A 16671-nucleotide genomic window follows, 5' to 3' on the forward strand; every position below is an offset into this window, starting at 1 on the left:
AAATCCTGAAGGGCATTCCCTGTTTCTGGCCCTATAATCGGTAATACATCCTCACGGCACGAGGATCCCCTAATGAATGAAAGAGGTGCCTGACCCCAGGTGGATGACATAGACCACGCGGTCCGACGACGTCGACGATGTTGCTCCGGAACCGCTGACTCATCCTTGAATACAGACCATCGCAAGCAGACCCCGAATGGGGGCACGCTGCGGTGACCATCGCACTATCACTGCTGCTCGGCAGCCTTCTGATCCTTCTGATCATCGCGGCGAACGGTTACTTCGTCGCCCAAGAGTTCGCATACATGTCAGTGGAGCGCAATAAGCTCCGCGCCCTGGCAGAAAACGGGGATAAAGCCGCCCAACGGGCACTGGCGGTCACCAAGCGAACATCCTTCATGCTCTCCGGCGCACAGCTGGGAATCACCGTCACCGGCCTCTTAGTCGGCTACGTGGCCGAACCCTTAGTCGGAACCGCCCTGGGTGAACTCCTCGGCATTGCCGGCGTGCCCGCAGGGGTCAGCATCACCGTCGGCACCGTGCTGGCGCTGATCGTCGCCACTGTGGTGCAGATGATCTTCGGTGAGCTGTTCCCCAAGAACTACGCCATCGCCAACCCCACACCGCTGGCCCGCGGCATGGCTCGCTCCACCCAGATCTACCTCGCAGTCTTCGGCTGGCTGATCTCCATCTTCGACCACGCAGCCAACGCCATGCTGCGTCTGCTGCGGATCGAACCAGTCCACGACGTCGACTCCACCGCCACCGCGGAGGATCTCGAGCGGATCGTCTCCAGCTCCCATGACTCCGGGGACCTTCCGCAGGAACTGTTCCTGACCCTGGACCGCATCCTGGACTTCCCAGACCACGATGCCGAACACGCGATGATTCCGCGCTCCCGTGCCGGATACGTCCGACCGGAGACCACTCTGGCCGAGGTCCGTGACCTCATGGCCGCTGAGCACAGCCGATACCCGGTCATCAACGACGACGACGAACCCGTCGGCGTGGCCGAACTCCTGGACCTCCTGGGCACTGATCTCGCCGATGACGCACCGATCACCGAATTGATGCGCCAACCGGTTATCGTCCCCGGGCTGATGCCCTTACCGGATGTACTGCGCGAACTGCGCAAATACGAGGCCCGTCTGGCCTGCGTGATCGATGAATACGGCGGATTCACCGGAGTGGTCACCCTCGAAGACCTCACCGAGGAAATCCTCGGCGAGGTCACTGATGAGCATGACCTCGACGAGGACTCCGGAATCGATGCCCAGGGTGAGGACAACTGGCGTATGGACGGCGATGTGCACCTCGATGAGGTCGAACGCGCCATCGGTCACCAGGTCCCGCAGGGGGACTACGAAACACTCTCCGGACTGCTGATCGCCCAGGAGGGCCGCCTACTCGAACCCGGTGAAGAGGTCCGGGTGGAACTGCCGGCCGACCCAGCCGACTACGTGGAGGATGATCCGCCCCAGCGCTGGCTGGACCTCACCGTCCTGGAGGTCGCCCACCGGGTGCCCTCCTCCATTCAGCTGCGGCTGATCGAAGAGATGCAGGAGGAGGCCCGATGACTGACTGGCTCATCCCTGTGATCGCTACTATCGCGATCATCGCGCTCTCCGCGTTCTTCGTGATCATCGAGTTCTCCCTGCTGGCTGCCCGACGGCACCGGCTGGAGGAAACCGCCGAATCCAGCCGCAGCTCCCGGGCTGCCCTGCGCAGCCTCAACGAGCTCACCGTGATGCTCGCCGGAGCCCAGCTGGGTATCACCGCCTGTACCTTCGCCCTGGGTGCAGTGTCCAAACCCGCGGTGCAATACGCACTGGCCCCGATCCTTGCCGACTGGGGAATGCCCGGATGGACCGCCGATGCCGTCGCGCTGGTCACCGCCCTGCTGGTGATGACTTTCCTGCACCTGGTCATCGGTGAGATGGCGCCGAAATCCTGGGCTATCGCCCAGCCGGAACGCTCCGCGAAACTGGTTGCTGTGGCCTCGCGAGGATTCATCTGGATCTTCCGGCCCCTGCTGTGGTGGGTCAACGGGATCGCCAACCGGCTGGTGTCCGCCACCGGTGTGCAACCGGTGGACCGTGCAGCAGCTGGCGGCTACGACTCCGACACCATCCGTCAGCTGGTCGAACACTCCACGCAGTCCGGGGTGCTCGATGAGGCATCAGGATCCCAGATCTCCAGCATTATGGAGCTGGAGACTCTGACCGTCGATGATGTGATCACCGGCCGTACTGCCGCCGCCGTCCCGGAGGCGTCCCGCACTGCCTCCGTCAAGGAGGTCCAGCAGGCAGCCCTGCAGGCACGGCATATGCGGGTGCTGCTCACCGGGCCGGAGGAGACCGCGCCCCAGGTGGTCCACGTCCGCGACACCCTTCCGGTGGCGGCCGAATCCCCAGCAGCCGAGCTGGCCCGACCGGCCCTGCTGCTGCCGGCTGGCACCTCGGTGTACCGGGCATTCCAGAGGCTGCGCCAGGAAGGCGAACAGCTGGCCGTCATCCAGGCCGAGGAGGGCCTCATCGGAGCAGTCACCTGGGAGGACATCCTCACCAGGGTCTGGCCGAATGTGGAACATCAGTGGAGCAGCTCGTGAGCGTCTTCATCGACCCACCAGTCTGGCCCGCCCACGGGACCGTCTTCTCCCATCTGATCTCGGATACCTCGCTGGAGGAACTGCATGCCTTCGCCGAGACAGCAGAGCTCTCACCCCGGGCCTTCGACCTCGACCACTACGATGTCCCCGCCCATGAGCACGACCGGCTGGTCAGCCTCGGTGCCCAGCCGGTCAGTGGTCACGAGCTAGTCCGGATCCTGACGGCCTCGGGGTTGCGCGTCCAGACCTGGGAACGCCCGGAGAAAGTCCGCCCCCATCTGCAGCGCAGCTGGCAGCGCCTGGGCCATCAGCAGGGCCTTGATGCTCAGCGCTGGCAGCAGATCGGGGAGGGGCTGCTGGCACGCTGGGCCGAACCCCACCGGAACTATCACGGGCTGCCACACCTGGCCGCGGTCACCCGCAATACCGGGACCCTAACCCGGGCAGGGGAGCTGGCGGCTCCGTCGAAAGCCGCGGTGCTTTTGGCCGGTTGGTACCACGATGCCGTCTACGCCGGCACCGCAGGTCAGGACGAGGAGGACTCCGCTTGTCTGGCTGAGCAGGAGCTCGACGGGATGCTGCCGGATCCAGAGGTCGCCGAAATCGCCAGGCTGGTGCGTCTGACAGCTACCCACATTCCAGAGAACGACGACGAAACCGGGGCAGTTTTAGTCGATGCCGATCTCGAAGTCCTCGGTCGTGACCCTCATGCCTATCAGCGCTACCTCCGGCAGGTCCGCGCCGACTACGCCCATGTTCCCGATGACGATTTCGCTCGCGGGCGGTCCCAAGTTCTGCAGAGGCTGCTGCAGGCGCCACGACTGTTCCACTCAGCCACCGGCTACGCTCGGTGGGAGGAAGTTGCCCGGCAGAACCTGGAAACTGAGCTGGCCGACCTCCAGGCCGGGCGCAGGCCGTGGCTGGAAGAACTGACGATGACGGGGAGGCGCTGATGCGCTGCGAATGGGCACAGCAGGCACCTGAACTGACCGCCTACCATGACGCCGAATGGGGTTTCCCGGTCTCCGATGACCGCCGGTTGTTCGAGAAGCTCTGTCTGGAGAGCTTCCAATCGGGGCTCAGCTGGCGGACCATCCTGAATAAGCGAGAGAACTTCCGGACTGCCTTCGCGAACTTCGAGGTGGAGAAGGTCGCTGAATTCGGCGACGCTGATACCCAGCGTCTGCTGCAGGACCAGGGGATTGTGCGTAACCGCAGCAAGATCGAGGCGGTGATCAACAATGCCCAGCGTGCCCTGGAACTGCGCGAGACTGAGGGCTCGCTGGCAGCCTTCATCTGGAGTTATGAGCCCGATCCCAGTGAGCTGGGAGACCCGCAGACACTGACCACCTCACCGACCTCGAAGGCTATGGCCAAGGAGCTCAAGTCTCGAGGGTGGAAATTCTTGGGGCCCACCACAGTCTTTGCCTTTATGCAGTCCATGGGACTGTTCAATGACCACCTCACCGGCTGCCCCACCTGGGCCGAGGTGGATCGGGCACGGGCGGAGTTCACCCGTCCTGAATCTGGCTGACCCGCCGCTGGATACCGTCCAAGAACAGTTGTAGACCCAGCTCAAAGGTCTCTTCCCAGCCGCCGTCGAAGGTGTCGTCTGCCAGTTCGGCCATCGCCGGGTAATTCCCTGATTCCATAGCGCCTGTCAGCCAGGGCAACTGGTAGGTCCAGAACTCCTCGTCGGTCATCTCTGACTCGGCCGCGGCAGTGACCCACAACAGCTCCTGACGGGCACAACCCAGGACAAAGGCGTCGAAGACACTGGCCAGGTTCATTCTCTCCTGATCAGTCATCGGCAGAGACTTCGTGCCGGTGAGGAAGAGGTCCAGATCCCGCATACTGTTGGGGCCGATCACCGGGCGGCTCCAGTTTGTCTGCAGGATCCAGGGGTGCCTCATGTACATCTGGCGGGCATCATAGGCAGCAACCCGCAGGAATTCTCGCCACCCCTGGTCCGGAGCAGCCATCCGGCGCTCTGAGGGGGTCACGGCGGCGTCGAGCATGAGGTTGAGCAGATCGTCCTTGGAGGGGACGTAACGGTAGAGCGACATCGTGCCCACATCCAACTGCTGAGCCAGTTTCCGCATGGACAGAGCCTCGATGCCCTCGTTATCGGCCAGCTCAATACCGGCTGCGACGATCTGCTCCAGCGTCAGTTTCGGCTTGGGACCCTTCTCCGGTTCTGGCAGTCCCTCCCACAACAGTTGCAGGCTCTTCTCCAACGGGTTCTGCTCGGCCACAGCACCTCCTGATGACATTACTTGCTTATTGCGGACAGTGTACGCTACAGTTCTGCGTGCAACGTACAGCGTACTATGTACGCATAATCTGAAAGTTGAGAGATATGCCTCCAGAATTCGTGATCCAGGCCAGTGGCCTGGTCAAACGCTACGGGGAGAAGAGGGCCCTGGATGGTGTGGACCTCCAGGTGCCCCGCGGGACCGTGCATGGCCTGCTGGGGCCCAATGGTGCTGGTAAGACCACCACAGTGCGCATCCTCTCCACCCTGACCACACCCGACGGCGGGCAGGCTGAGGTCGCCGGCTATGACGTCGCCGCCCAGCCACGGGAAGTACGGCGCAGAATCGGACTGACCGGCCAACAGACCGCAGTCGATGACCTCCTCAGTGCCCGGCAGAACCTGACCATGTTCGGCAGGCTCTTCCGGCTGGACAAATCAGCAGCCCAAAAGCGGGCCGATCAACTGCTGGAGGTCTTCGGACTCACTGAGGCTGCCAGTCGGACGCCGAAGAAATTCTCCGGCGGTATGCGGCGCCGCTTGGATCTTGCGGCCTCGATGATCCTTGCTCCCGAAGTGCTCTACCTCGATGAGCCCACCACGGGATTAGACCCCGCTGGTCGCCGCGAAGTCTGGGAGGCGGTGCAGAACCTGGCCGCCGAAGGCACCACAGTCCTGCTGACCACCCATTACCTGGACGAGGCGGATAAGCTCTGCGACCGGATCAGCGTCATCGACCACGGTATGAACTTCGTCGAAGACACTCCTGCCGGACTCAAACAGCGCATCGGCCAGGAACGCTTGGAAGTCGCCGTCGCCGATCCCGCCGAGGGGTTGAGACTTAAAGCTCTGCTGCAGCAGGTACTTTCAGCCGAGCCAGCCGAAGAGGACCAGGGCACAAAATTCAGTCTGCTGGTCACCGATGGAGTCTCGGCCCTGACCTCGGCAGCCGCAGCGATCAGTGCTGAGGGAATCGAGATCGCTGATATCGGGCTGCGCCGCCCCACCCTGGACGAAGCCTTCCTGCATCTGACCGCCAAAACTGCACCCCAGGAGACCTCATGACCACCACCCAGTCTGCACCCGCGGTCAGCACCGCCCCCGAGACCAGCGGATCCCGGTTCATCTGGTCCATCCGTGACTGCTGGACCATTGTGGTCCAGGAGTTCACCCACCTGCTGCGTCAGCCCTCCACCTTCGCCTGGCAGATCGGCTTTCCAGTGGTGATGGTGCTGATGTTCGTCTACGTCTTCGGCTCCGCCATGGATGTCACCGGCCAGGGCGCCGGTGAAGGATACGTGGACTTCGCCATGCCCGGAATGTTCGCCATGACTATGGCCCTGGGTTTCATGGACACCGCCTATGCGGTCACCCACAACAAGGAGAAAGGCTTCATGGACCGGTTTCGGTCGATGCCGATGTCCTCATCGGCCCCAGTGACCGGCCGTGCCGTCTCCGATGTCATCCGCGCAGCCATTGACCTGGTGGTCATCGCCGGTGTTGCACTGCTGATCGGCTGGCGTTCCGGCGGAAGCCTCACCGCCACACTGCTGGCCTTCGTGCTGCTGCTGTGGCTGCGCCTGGCCCTGATCCTGGTCGGAATCTATCTGGGACTGTGCATCAAGAACACCGAAACCGCAGGCATGCTCTTTGCAGTGGCCTTCCCCCTGGGGTTCATCTCCTCGGTATTCACCCCACCGGAGATGATGCCCGGCTGGCTGGGCGCCATCGCGGCATGGAACCCAGTCTCCTCAACAGCTACGGCAATCCGTGAGCTCTTTGAGACCCCCGGCATCCAAGCCCTGGAGCCTTCCTACTGGATCGATGGGCATGCCATCGGCGCCGCGATCATCTGGCCGGCAGTGATCATCCTGATCTTCCTGCCGCTGGCAGTGCGTCAGTACCGGCTGCTCAGCCGATAAGGGTATCTGCCTAGGCCGAATAGCCCACAGCGGCCAGGATCTCGGGGTCCTGACAGGCTTCGCGAAGGCAGAGATGCGTTGATTGATCTCCCGGGTCAGAATCACCTTCCCCAGCCGGTCACCAAGGGGCCGCAACCAGGCCGGCTGGGTGGTGAAGGTGTACTTCCACCGTGCCAGGGTCCCGGCAGTGCCGTCACGCTCCTCGGGGTTGAACCGCCAGCCGCCGGCGAAACTGCGGAAGAACCACGGTCCCTGATTCATCACCATGCCCACTGAGGTGGGCGGCCGGTAGGAGACGTACTCGCTGATCATCCTGGGACCAAGCCGGGCTTTGGTGTAGGTCCGTATCCCTTTGTCCGGGAGCTTCGCCTCATCCAAGAAATGCTGGTGCCGGATAAAGGGGTCCCAGCGCAGGCGAAGTTCCCCGGTGGTCTGCGAGACATCAAATGCCACCGACGGAGGCACCGGGACCCAGACTTCAGCAGTCACCTGCGGCATGGGGTCCATAGTAGAGGCCCAGCGGTCTCACTCCCAGGCTCGCAGCAGAGTTGGCAGCAGCCGGAAAGGCAGCGACTGGCCGGTGGTGAGATCCACCGTGCCAGCCAGATGGAGATCCCGCTCAGGGGAGTAGAACAGCCAGGTGCCAGTGGCCCCCGAATGACCGATCAGCCCGCGGTAGTACATCGTCCCCAGCCCATATCTGAGAATAGGAATGTTCCGCAGCCGGTTCCTGCGCCGGGTCAGCAGGCCCGCGGTAGCGGCGTCGTCGAAGATTTCTCCATTCAGCAGTGCTCGCTGAAACGTGATGAGTTCTCCGGGGGTGCTTATGAGGTCGTTACTGGAGCTGATCAGCTCCGGGACCCGGATCCACTTCCCCTTCCGGCTCAACTGGGCACTGCGCAGTGTGCCGGGTCGCTGAGTATTCCACAGACCCAGTGGTCCGGTGATGCGCTGGGTCAGTAGATCGGCGTAACTCTCAGCGGTGACAGTCTCCAGCACGCGGATCAGTAGTTGGAACCCAGTATCGGAATACCGGGCCTTCTGGCGCTTGGTACTGAGGTCCTGTGGGGCAAAATGCGGTTTCTGCTGATCCCTGGTGATCTCCAACATCTGGGTGAAGTCCCAGCCGATATCCTCCCCGGCAGCCATATGGTCATAGAGGCTCTTGGCGCCCTGGCGCTTCTCGAAATGATCTGGCAGCCCTGAGGTATGGGTGGCCAGATGGCCCAAGGTGATCTGGGAGATGTAGTCCTTGCCTCGGTAGGTGTGCAGGCCCTGGGTGATCTCCACCGGAAGGTACTGGGTCAGGGGAGCGCTGAGGTCCACTTCCTGCCGTTCGACGGCCTGCAGCAGAAGGGCGGCGGTGAATCGTTTGGTCACTGAGGCGATGAAAAATGGAGTCTGTGGTCGCATGGCTGTTCCCGACTCATCAGCCGGTCCCACTGCCGCAGCCCAGTGACGCCTGCCGTCTCCACTGGCCAGGGCGAGGCTGGCATGCTGGACAGCACCCCGTTTGACCAGACGCCGAAGCACAGTGCGCAGCTTCGCATCCACCTCCGGGGGCACTGAGTTCTCCTCAGCGGCCAGTAATCCGGGGGAGTGCTTCTGCGGTGAGGTCATGTGATGAACATTACCCCTCAGTGCCTGCTCAGCAATGAATTCCCGGTGAACTTACTGCGTAGTAACCTGAGGGTATGCATGTGATCTTCCGTACCCTGCTGATTCTGCTCAAAGCACGACGCCGGCCCCGCACCTCGCCCTGGGAATCCACGGAGATCACCCTGCGGGCTCTGCCCACTGATGTGGACTTCCTGATGCATATCAACAACGGGCAGTACTTCTCCCTGTTCGACCTGGGACGTTTCGACATGATGGTCCGCTCCGGGCTGTGGGCTGGAGCGCGGAAACGCGGCTGGCACCCAGTGGTCCAGGCCGAGCAGATCACCTTCCGGAAGTCAGTGAACTTCTGGACCAAATTCCAGATCTACACCAAGCTCATCGGCGTCGACGATCGCTGCTTCTACATTGAGCACCGGGTAGTGGTCGACGGTGAGATCTATGTGCGGGCCTATGTTGCTGGCCGGCTGGTGGGTGACAACGGCCCCGTCACCATCGAGGAGATCCTGGAGATGGCCGCCGAGAACGGCCACCCCGCACCGGAGAACTTCGAGGTCAGCGAGGAACTGAAGGCCTGGCGTCGCGAGTTTGCCCTGCCGGCCTCCCGGAAGCCAGCTCCGCACGGAAAATTCTGACCAACTCGGCAGCAAATCGACTGCCGATCAGTTGATGCGCCTCATGGCTGGGGTGCAACAGATCAGGCAGGGGTAGGCGCTGAGCGTCCTGGGCTCCATAGAGCTCCAAACCGTTGAGGAAGAGCAGGCGCGGATCAGTCTGCGCTCGCAGTCGAACCACCCGCTCCACCTCTGCCCGGATCTGCTCAAGGGTAGGCCGATTGGGGTCCTGCGGATCGCCAGTGGCGCGGAAGTACTTCCGCAGCCTCCCGCTGTCATCGGGCTGTTCATAGGACTCCACCGGTCCGGGGGTGGTTTCGTGGATCCCGCACCACAGCGGTGAGATCACCACAATGGGTGTCTGCTCATGCCGACCCTCGCGCAGTGTGTCCAAGAAACCATGCAGGGCGGGGGTGAAGGCCCGAAGGGTATGGGAATCCCCGTTGACCACATTGATGCCGATCTTCAGGGAGATGACATCGGCAGGCAGCTGACGGATTGTCCGTGCAGCGAAGGGGTCCAGTTTGGCGTTCCCGGCGAACCCGAGGTTCGTCAGCGCCACATCCACGCCCTGGTGAGTCGCGCCCCGGGCAGCGACAGCCGGCCAGGCGTGACTGGAGCCCACGGCGTCGTACCCATGGCTGATGGAGGAGCCGTAGTGCACCCACTGCACTGCCCCAGTGTCGACCGGAGCCGGCTGAACCGGAGCCTCGGAGAGAACCGCGCCGAGGACTGTCCACTCCTGGTAGGGCAGCCAGATCTCCACGGTCTTCGCCCCTGCTTGCAACCGGGGAACTACGACGACGCCGCGGCCGTCTTCTCCCAGCTCAACCTCCTGTTGAGCCACCAGGGTGTTATCGCACCAAATATCGTAAACAAAGGGGACGCCTTCGGCCCCGTGAGCCTCTGGGGCCTCCCGCTGCGGCCAGACGATCAGCTGAAGCTCGGTGGCCTCCGTGTGCAGACGCAGTCGCACCCCGGAAGGATCGCTGAAGACTTTGGGCTCCACGGGTCCGCCCAACTGAGCCCGTGAGGCCGATGTCAACCGGTGGGGGAGCAGCCCCTGCGCAGTCCGCTCCAATTCGACAGCCCCATGGACCATCTCGGCGGAGATCTCAGTGCGCAGCACAGTATGACCTCATACCGGTTGGACAGGATCACCGACGCAAATCGGTCCACCCTCACCATCGGGCAGCAGCAGAATGCCCAGGGTGGGGTCGTTCTGATTGAACTCCTTGACCAGGGTGGGCATCACCGGAGCATCCCGGTCCCCAGTATCGGGATTGGCGTGGGTGGCCAGACAGCGGACAATCGGGGCCTCCACGGTGAACTCAACCTCGCCGATCCGCAGTCTTCCCTGCCAGTCCAGCTCCTCCCAGGGGCCGGTTCCGGAGATCACAATATTGGACCGGTATCGGCGGTTATCCTCAGCGCCGGGGATCACCCGCCCGAGATCAGCAGCCGAGGCCTCCCCATGGAGGGAGATGAACCCGCGTCCTCGGTCCTGGAACCGTGAGGTTTCGGTATCGCCTACCAACTTCAGAGGAAGCACGTCCTCGCGGTCGAGCTGTTTGGCATCATCTGTGGTCCGCAGCCAGGAGGTTACTTCCTCGCAGATCCTGGTGCGCCCGGCGTCGTCGAGTTCCTCGGTGATGGAGAAGTCACCGGCGGCATCGCGGATCTGCAGCTGGTTATCTTCCAGCCGCAGGCGCAGTCGAGCGATTGAGGGGAACGTCATCAGGGCAAGACCACGGCGCTTGGGCCAGTAGTCGAGGCCATCGCGCTCCTCCGGCTCAGTGGCGCTGGCGAACCGGAAGGCCAACACCCGGTCGCCAGTAATGCGACCATCCGCCTGGACAGTCAGCTCTTGGTGCGGTTCCGGGGTGAACCCCTTGACCGGATAACGGTATAGGGCAGAGACCTCAGCCATGCCTCTCATCCTTCCACAGTGCGAGCTCAGGAGGGGTTCAGGAGGTTTAGGTAGTCGGCGACGATCTGGCCGGGGGTGCGGTTCTCCTCGCGTTTTCCCAGATGTCCGGTGAGGGTCAGCTCGATGGCACCGTGGGTGCACCTGGGCACTGAAAGTCCTGGGGCTGATCAAGCTGGCTGCAGGAGTTGGCTTAATTCTGCCTGCGCTGATCGACACTGCCATCTGGTTAGTGCCCTTGGCTGCGCTGGGGCTCATGATGTTCATGACCGGGGCCGTGGCAGTCCGGGTGGTTCGCCGGGAGTGGGGCAGTGTGCTGGGGGATATGTTCTTCATCGCCATGGCCGGGTTTGTCGCCTGGGGGCGGGCTTTCAGTTCCGAGGCATTTCTGGCATTGGGGTGAGCTGAGCGTTTGATGGGCCGGGTGCCGAAACGGCAGGCCCAGCCCATCAAAAAACTCACCAGGGGTGCTTTATACCCGGTTGACCTCGCGGCGATTGAAGCCGACCAGTCCGATGGCGATACCCACAGCGCCGATGGCAATGAGCACTCCAACTGGAGTCCAATCGATATCCTCCACCGGATACTCAGCGAGGTGACCGAAGATATTGAGGTTCAATACCGCCTCGGGAAGTTCGAGCAACTGACCGAAGGTGGACATCACACCGCCGAAACCGACGAAGACCCAGCCCACGGCACCGGCGAGCTTCGGCAACCAGCCCAGTAGGGATGTGACAATCCCGATCAGGGCCAGAACAGCGGGGGCCTGCATGATTCCGGCCAGCAGCAGTTCACTGAAGTACTGTCCGCCGTCCTCCTCCAGTGAGGCCACCGCGCCAAGACCCATCCCCAGGCCGACCAGCACCAGAATCAGCAGGACTCCGAGTACCAGCACAGTCAGGTGTGCGCCCATCCAGGCGGTACGCCCCACCGGAGCGGACATCGCGTATTCGGCCCGCCCGCGGTTCTCCTCGCCGCGCAGCTGCTGCAGTCCACTGACCCCAGCAGCACCGATGAATACCGCCATGAACACTGCCATATAGGCCAAGTAACCCAGCATCATGTTCTCGCCGGGCATGATCTGCGCCATCTCCGCAGGGAGGTCATCGGCAGCGTCGACCATGGTCTGGGCGAAACTGCCGAACATCAACCCGGTCAGCAGCAGGGCAATGCCCCAACCGCGCAGACCGCCCTTCAGCGTATGGGTGGCCAAGCCCAGGGGAGTGCCCAGAGAAGGCTTCGCCGAAGCCCTGCCCAACCGGGTCGGCAAGAGACTGGCGCCGACATCGCGCTTTGTGGACAGCGCATAGCCCAGCCACACCAAGACCGCGGCGAACGCCACCGGCAGCACCAGGGGCCACCAACGGTCCTCAACATACGGGGCGGTCTGCTGGGACCAGGCCAGCGGAGAGAACCAGGACAGCGCATTGCCACCGACCTCGGCGGCGTCGCCTCCCATCCGAATCAGGAATGCGAGGCCGATGACTGCACCAGCCATCCCTGAAGCACCCCGGGAAGACTCACTGAGCTGTGCCGTCACCGCAGCTGTCCCTGCGAAGAAGAGACCCACGGCGAATCCACCGATGGCCACCAGGGCTGAGCCCTCGGCCGGGAAATCACCAACCAGGCCAGCTGCGTAGATAAGCACGGCAGCAACGAGGTTGGCCACAACGGTCAGGATCAGTGCCGCGGTCAGTGTGGCATGACGCCCGACGACGTTTGCCCGAATCAGCTCCGCCCTGCCGGTCTGCTCCTCCACCCGGGTATGCCGAATGACAGTGAAGACACTGAACAGCGCAATGAGGATATACAGGTAGAGCACATAGCCGGCGGAGAACAGGGCCTCATGGGTGGGGTTCTCCATCCCGAAACCGGGTCCGGTCATCATTCGCCCGATGGGATCGGCGAACATAGCGGTCACTGCCCGCAGTTCATCCTCGGTCTCGGCGATGAGCTGGATGGCATTGGCGAAGTAGAAGCCCAGAAGGCCGATACCCAGAACCCATGCGCTGGTACGGATTCGGTCTCGACGCAGCATGAACCGCAGCAGGGTGGCGGTACCGGATAGGGTCGCCTGGCCTGCCGCGGGGCTTGGGGCATGCTGTGCCTCAGTTACTTTCATGCTCATCTCAGGACACCTTCTTAGTGGTCCCATTGCTGACCCCGCGGGCGGAGAGATCATCTCCGTAGTGGCGCATCAGCAGCTGCTCCAGAGTCGGCGGGTGGGCCACGATCGAACGGATCCCCAAAGGAGTGAGGGTGTTCATGACCTCCTGGACATGATCGCCGTCGACCTCGAATACTGTGCGGTCACCGGCTGAAGTCACCGACTCAGTGCGGAAATCATGCACAAAGCTCAGATTGGCTAGGGACTCCGCCGAGTGGGTTGTCTCCACTTCGATGGTCGTACGAGTCATATGCCGCAACTCCGACAAGGTCCCGGACTCAACAATATGTCCGGCCCGAATGATCGAGATCCGATCCGAGAGTGCCTCTACCTGAGCCAGAATATGGCTGGAGAGCAGTACCGAGCGTCCCTGCCCCTTGGCCTCGTGGATGACCTCCTGGAAAACCGCCTCCATCAGGGGGTCAAGGCCGGCTGTGGGCTCATCCAACAGCAGGAGGTCGACATCGGCGGCCAGGGCCGAGATCAACGCGACCTTCTGCCGGTTCCCCTTGGAATAGGTGCGGGTCTTCTTCCGAGGATCGAGGTCAAACCGTTCGATCAGTTCATCGCGCCGGGCCTTGTTATAGGAACCGCGCAGACGCAGGAACATATCGATGACCTCACCGCCGGTGAGATTCGGCCACAACTCCACATCACCGGGGACATAGGCCAGGCGCTCGTGCAGGGTCACCGCATCACGCCAGGGATCGCGCCCGAAGAGCTGGATCCGCCCAGCATCCGGGCGCAGCAGGCCCAGCAGCACACGCATCGTGGTGGACTTCCCAGCCCCATTGGGGCCCAGGTAGCCGTGTACCTCGCCGGGGGCGATATTCAGATTGAGGTCATCCAGAGCTCGGACGGGCCCGAATTCCTTGACCAGGTTTTCGGCATAGATGACCGGAGAGTTCTCGTTCATAGTGTGTCTTCCTGTGTTCAGTCCTCTCGAGAGGAGAAAGCTTCAACAAAGTCCACGAGGTCCGGATAGGCCTCAGGAATGAGCACGCCGTTGAGATAGATCTCGGAGACGGCGGCGATATAGGGGCCCCATTGCTCAGGGGGATCATCCACTGGGGAGACTCCCAGGAGGCGTTTCATCTGTTTATGCAGAATCATGGAGCCGAAAGTTGTCAGCAGCAGGAGAGCGGCACGATGGCGCCTGTTCTGACTGGGGCGAACCTGCCCCAGTTCTTCAGCTTCGGCGGTATAGACCAGGGAATCTTCGACAAGCTGATCCAACAGATTGTCGATTTCCTCCCCGCCTTCGGTGAAGGCCCGGACCATGTATTGGACCAGATGGCGGGACTCCTGCATGACCTGGAAGATGTAGTTCTGCGGCATATGGCCTTCGCGATGGACCGCATCCAATTTCGCCGCATGAAACCGTTCAGTGACATACCTGTCGCAGGCCCTGCGCAGTTCCGTCTTGGAGCCGAAATGGTGGACCACCAAAGGAGCCGACACTCCGGCCCGACGGCCAATAGTCTTCAGGCTCACATCATTGAAACCGAGTTCACCGAAGAGCTCGATTGCCGCATCCCGGATGCGTTCCTTGGCTGATGCCTCCTGTGCGGGAGGAGAGGTATTGCCGGTGCCGGTGATGTTATGTGTGCTTGCCGCGCCCAGGGGATTATGCCCCGCGCGTGCCTTAGAGGCCCCGTATTGATAGGCCATCACCGCCACCTCCCTTCACATCATTCGGGGGCTGAACTGGTGTTCAGTCCTGATGTGAAAGACGGTAGCTGAATGGCTGTTCAGCCCACAAGAGTGCTGAACAAGAGGCGCTCGGCGTTCAGTGAGAACCCTCTACAGCCGCTTCATCATGCACCAGCCGGTCCAAAGCTTCCTCCATATGGGACTCAATGGCCTCCACCAGCTCGGCGGCGTCTCCGGCGGCAATGGCCTCGGCGATCCGTCGGTGTTCGGCCACCTGATCCTCGGGATCCTGATAGGTACCCTGCAGGGCGGTGAGGCACATCCGGGTCTCGACCATCAGAGTCTCGTGCATCCGCTGCAGGCGCGGGCTGCCGGCAGCGCCGACCAGCATCTCGTGGAAGTGAAGGTCGGCGTCGGAGAGTTTGTCCAGATCCCCGGCCTCAGCCGCTGCCTGCATCGCGTCATAGGCATCCCGCAGGGCGGCGACCGCCTCGCCGTCGTCGTTTTTGATGATGGCTCGCCCGGCCGCGGATTCGATCGCGATCCGGGCCACGTAGAGATCACGGATCTCCTCAGCGTCGAGCTCCTTAACAAAGAGCCCGCGGTTGGGTTCGGCGCGCACCAGTCCCTCCTGCACCAGCCGCTGCATCGCCTCGCGCAGTGGGCCCCTGCTGACGCCGAACTGAGAGGCCAGGGCGGCCTCAGAGAGCTGGGACCCAGGGGCGATATGGCCGTACATGATGCCTTCGCGAAGCTGCCGGGTGATCAGCCCAGCGGTGGACTCGCGATGCACCCGTTTGAACGGCTCAGCGGCGGACATTTCGGAACTCCGATCGGTAGATGCCAGGATTGTTGACAATCTGCATATTGAGTTTCTAATGTAGCACCCATGTCAGAGTCTCGTCCGGTCATTACTGTCCTCATTCCCTCCGACCCGGACAATCCGCGTCCGACCCCTCCTGGGCTCGAGCGGATCGAAGATCGGACAGAGATCCGGCTGGCCACCGCTGAGCAGCTGCCGGAGAAACTCCCCGGCTCCCAGGGGCTGCTGCTGTGGGACTTCTTCTCCGATACCGTCAAAAACGCCTGGCATGCCGCCGATGAGCTGCAGTGGATCCACGTGGCCGCAGCCGGTGTGGACAAGCTGCTCTTTGACGAGCTGCGCGACTCCGAGGTCACTGTCACCAACGCCCAGGGAATCTTCGACCGGCCCATCGCCGAATGGGTTCTGGGTGCGGTCATCGCCGAGGCCAAGGACTTTGCCGGCAACTACCGGCTCAAGACCGCCAAACAGTGGAAACACCGGGAGACCAAACGCGTCCAGGGGGCTAAGGCCCTGGTCATCGGCACAGGCGCGATCGGACGGGAGATCGCCCGAGTGCTCAAAGCCGCCGGACTGGAGGTGACCGGAGCCGGACGGCGGGCCCGCGAGCAGGATGAGGACTTCGGCGTCGTCGTGCTCTCCGAAGACCTGGCTCAGCACGCCGGCGCATTCGATGTGATCGTCAACGCCGCACCACTGACCCCAGCCACCACCGGCATGATCAGCGAAGAGGTGCTCAACGCTGTGAAGCCCGGTGCGCACTTCGTCAATATCGGCCGCGGTCCCAGCGTGGATGAACCCGCGCTTATCGAGGCCCTGCGCGAGGGGCCCCTGGGCTTTGCCTCACTGGATGTCTTCGCCGAGGAACCCCTGCCGCAGGCCTCCGAGCTCTGGGAGCTGGAGAACGTGATGATCGCATCCCATATGTCCGGCGACGTCGAGGGCTGGCGGGACGCGCTGGCCGAACTGTTCCTCGACAACGCCGAGCGCTGGCTGGCCGATGAGCCCCTGCGCAATGTAGTGGATAAGACCGCCGGCTACGTGCCGGGAAAGTAGGAAACGACGACGACGCCGGCTCACCGGTTT

The 16671-nt window shown here is 62.6% G+C and carries 18 protein-coding genes and 1 pseudogene; 9 read left to right on the forward strand and 10 right to left on the reverse strand.

Going from position 1 to position 16671, the window contains the following annotated elements; genetic code table 11:
- Positions 1-212 precede the first annotated feature (212 nt).
- Genes HGQ17_RS03965 through HGQ17_RS03980 form a run of 4 tightly spaced genes read left to right on the forward strand, consistent with a single transcriptional unit; the run spans position 213 to position 4142 of the window.
- Positions 213-1577 carry a hemolysin family protein gene (locus tag HGQ17_RS03965; RefSeq protein ID WP_168886664.1) on the forward strand — a complete coding sequence of 455 codons (1365 nt, stop codon included), beginning with the start codon at positions 213-215 and terminating at the stop codon, positions 1575-1577.
- Complete coding sequence (locus tag HGQ17_RS03970) at positions 1574-2608, forward strand: hemolysin family protein (protein ID WP_168886665.1); 1035 nt, start codon at positions 1574-1576, stop codon at positions 2606-2608. Before HGQ17_RS03965 ends, HGQ17_RS03970 begins: the two co-directional genes overlap by 4 nt.
- Positions 2605-3561, forward strand: a complete 957-nt coding sequence (locus HGQ17_RS03975; RefSeq protein WP_168886666.1) for a DUF4031 domain-containing protein — start codon at positions 2605-2607, stop codon at positions 3559-3561. The genes HGQ17_RS03970 and HGQ17_RS03975 overlap by 4 nt, the downstream gene beginning before the upstream one ends.
- Positions 3525-4142 carry a DNA-3-methyladenine glycosylase I gene (locus HGQ17_RS03980; protein ID WP_324615175.1) on the forward strand — a complete coding sequence of 206 codons (618 nt, stop codon included), beginning with the start codon at positions 3525-3527 and terminating at the stop codon, positions 4140-4142. Before HGQ17_RS03975 ends, HGQ17_RS03980 begins: the two co-directional genes overlap by 37 nt.
- Here HGQ17_RS03980 and HGQ17_RS03985 read toward each other — a convergent pair.
- Complete coding sequence (locus tag HGQ17_RS03985) at positions 4120-4863, reverse strand: TetR/AcrR family transcriptional regulator (protein WP_168886667.1); 744 nt, start codon at positions 4861-4863, stop codon at positions 4120-4122. The two genes, HGQ17_RS03980 and HGQ17_RS03985, sit on opposite strands and share 23 nt — an antisense overlap.
- 104 nt (positions 4864-4967) lie before the next feature.
- Between HGQ17_RS03985 and HGQ17_RS03990 the strand changes: the two genes are divergently transcribed.
- Both HGQ17_RS03990 and HGQ17_RS03995 read left to right on the forward strand, forming a co-directional pair.
- Complete coding sequence (locus HGQ17_RS03990; RefSeq protein WP_168886668.1) at positions 4968-5927, forward strand: ATP-binding cassette domain-containing protein; 960 nt, start codon at positions 4968-4970, stop codon at positions 5925-5927.
- Entirely contained in the window at positions 5924-6784 is an 861-nt protein-coding gene (locus HGQ17_RS03995; protein WP_168886669.1) for an ABC transporter permease, read from the forward strand. The genes HGQ17_RS03990 and HGQ17_RS03995 overlap by 4 nt, the downstream gene beginning before the upstream one ends.
- A gap of 117 nt (positions 6785-6901) precedes the next feature.
- On the opposite strand, the pseudogene HGQ17_RS04000 reads toward HGQ17_RS03995, so the two are convergent.
- Together HGQ17_RS04000 and HGQ17_RS04005 are read right to left on the reverse strand one after the other, a co-directional pair.
- Positions 6902-7291 (reverse strand): annotated as a pseudogene (locus tag HGQ17_RS04000) (SRPBCC family protein); the annotation flags it as partial.
- Positions 7292-7309: 18 nt separating this feature from the next.
- The gene (locus tag HGQ17_RS04005; RefSeq protein ID WP_168886670.1) at positions 7310-8404 is read right to left on the reverse strand and encodes a serine hydrolase domain-containing protein; all 1095 of its coding nucleotides are present in this window, start codon (positions 8402-8404) and stop codon (positions 7310-7312) included.
- 74 nt (positions 8405-8478) lie between these two features.
- On the opposite strand from HGQ17_RS04005, the gene HGQ17_RS04010 reads away from it, so the two are divergent.
- Positions 8479-9036, forward strand: coding sequence for a thioesterase family protein (locus tag HGQ17_RS04010; RefSeq protein ID WP_168886671.1), 558 nt, complete (start codon positions 8479-8481; stop codon positions 9034-9036).
- On the opposite strand, the gene HGQ17_RS04015 is transcribed toward HGQ17_RS04010, so the two are convergent.
- The 3 genes from HGQ17_RS04015 to HGQ17_RS15475 are packed head-to-tail and all read right to left on the reverse strand — an operon-like array spanning position 8957 to position 11094.
- Positions 8957-10144, reverse strand: coding sequence for a GDSL-type esterase/lipase family protein (locus tag HGQ17_RS04015; RefSeq protein WP_211090410.1), 1188 nt, complete (start codon positions 10142-10144; stop codon positions 8957-8959). The genes HGQ17_RS04010 and HGQ17_RS04015 overlap by 80 nt on opposite strands.
- A 9-nt stretch (positions 10145-10153) precedes the next feature.
- A complete protein-coding gene (locus tag HGQ17_RS04020) occupies positions 10154-10945 on the reverse strand; it encodes an MOSC domain-containing protein (protein WP_168886672.1) in 792 nt (263 codons plus the stop codon).
- 26 nt (positions 10946-10971) lie between these two features.
- Positions 10972-11094, reverse strand: coding sequence for a hypothetical protein (locus tag HGQ17_RS15475; RefSeq protein ID WP_267873136.1), 123 nt, complete (start codon positions 11092-11094; stop codon positions 10972-10974).
- 47 nt (positions 11095-11141) lie between these two features.
- Here HGQ17_RS15475 and HGQ17_RS04025 point away from each other — a divergent pair, with 47 nt between their 5' ends.
- On the forward strand, positions 11142-11345 hold the full coding sequence (locus HGQ17_RS04025) for a DoxX family protein (RefSeq protein WP_229503308.1): 204 nt from the start codon (positions 11142-11144) through the stop codon (positions 11343-11345).
- Between the two features lie 69 nt (positions 11346-11414).
- Here the strand turns inward: HGQ17_RS04025 and HGQ17_RS04030 are convergent, their stop codons facing one another.
- The 4 genes from HGQ17_RS04030 to HGQ17_RS04045 form a co-directional block, all read right to left on the reverse strand.
- On the reverse strand, positions 11415-13070 hold the full coding sequence (locus HGQ17_RS04030; protein WP_168886673.1) for an ABC transporter permease: 1656 nt from the start codon (positions 13068-13070) through the stop codon (positions 11415-11417).
- 1 nt (position 13071) lies between these two features.
- Positions 13072-14025, reverse strand: coding sequence for an ABC transporter ATP-binding protein (locus HGQ17_RS04035; RefSeq protein ID WP_168886674.1), 954 nt, complete (start codon positions 14023-14025; stop codon positions 13072-13074).
- Between the two features lie 17 nt (positions 14026-14042).
- The gene (locus tag HGQ17_RS04040) at positions 14043-14780 is read right to left on the reverse strand and encodes a TetR/AcrR family transcriptional regulator (protein WP_168886675.1); all 738 of its coding nucleotides are present in this window, start codon (positions 14778-14780) and stop codon (positions 14043-14045) included.
- Positions 14781-14898: 118 nt separating this feature from the next.
- A complete protein-coding gene (locus HGQ17_RS04045; protein WP_168886676.1) occupies positions 14899-15582 on the reverse strand; it encodes a GntR family transcriptional regulator in 684 nt (227 codons plus the stop codon).
- A gap of 69 nt (positions 15583-15651) precedes the next feature.
- On the opposite strand from HGQ17_RS04045, the gene HGQ17_RS04050 reads away from it, so the two are divergent.
- Positions 15652-16641 (forward strand): D-2-hydroxyacid dehydrogenase, encoded by a 990-nt coding sequence (locus tag HGQ17_RS04050; protein ID WP_168886677.1) that lies wholly within the window; start codon positions 15652-15654, stop codon positions 16639-16641.
- The last annotated feature ends 30 nt before the right edge of the window (positions 16642-16671 follow it).

This window comes from Nesterenkonia sedimenti (assembly GCF_012641515.1).
In the GTDB taxonomy this organism is placed as follows: Bacteria; Actinomycetota; Actinomycetes; order Actinomycetales; family Micrococcaceae; genus Nesterenkonia; species Nesterenkonia sedimenti.

Coding starts and splice junctions, on each gene's coding strand:
- HGQ17_RS04035 (WP_168886674.1), bottom strand. CDS start 14,025: ATGAACGAGAACTCTCCGGTCATCTATGCCGAAAACCTGGTCAAGGAA.
- HGQ17_RS04030 (WP_168886673.1), bottom strand. CDS start 13,070: ATGAGCATGAAAGTAACTGAGGCACAGCATGCCCCAAGCCCCGCGGCA.
- HGQ17_RS04050 (WP_168886677.1), top strand. CDS start 15,652: ATGTCAGAGTCTCGTCCGGTCATTACTGTCCTCATTCCCTCCGACCCG.
- HGQ17_RS04020 (WP_168886672.1), bottom strand. CDS start 10,945: ATGGCTGAGGTCTCTGCCCTATACCGTTATCCGGTCAAGGGGTTCACC.
- HGQ17_RS03995 (WP_168886669.1), top strand. CDS start 5,924: ATGACCACCACCCAGTCTGCACCCGCGGTCAGCACCGCCCCCGAGACC.
- HGQ17_RS04045 (WP_168886676.1), bottom strand. CDS start 15,582: ATGTCCGCCGCTGAGCCGTTCAAACGGGTGCATCGCGAGTCCACCGCT.
- HGQ17_RS03990 (WP_168886668.1), top strand. CDS start 4,968: ATGCCTCCAGAATTCGTGATCCAGGCCAGTGGCCTGGTCAAACGCTAC.
- HGQ17_RS03970 (WP_168886665.1), top strand. CDS start 1,574: ATGACTGACTGGCTCATCCCTGTGATCGCTACTATCGCGATCATCGCG.
- HGQ17_RS04005 (WP_168886670.1), bottom strand. CDS start 8,404: ATGACCTCACCGCAGAAGCACTCCCCCGGATTACTGGCCGCTGAGGAG.
- HGQ17_RS04040 (WP_168886675.1), bottom strand. CDS start 14,780: ATGGCCTATCAATACGGGGCCTCTAAGGCACGCGCGGGGCATAATCCC.
- HGQ17_RS04010 (WP_168886671.1), top strand. CDS start 8,479: ATGCATGTGATCTTCCGTACCCTGCTGATTCTGCTCAAAGCACGACGC.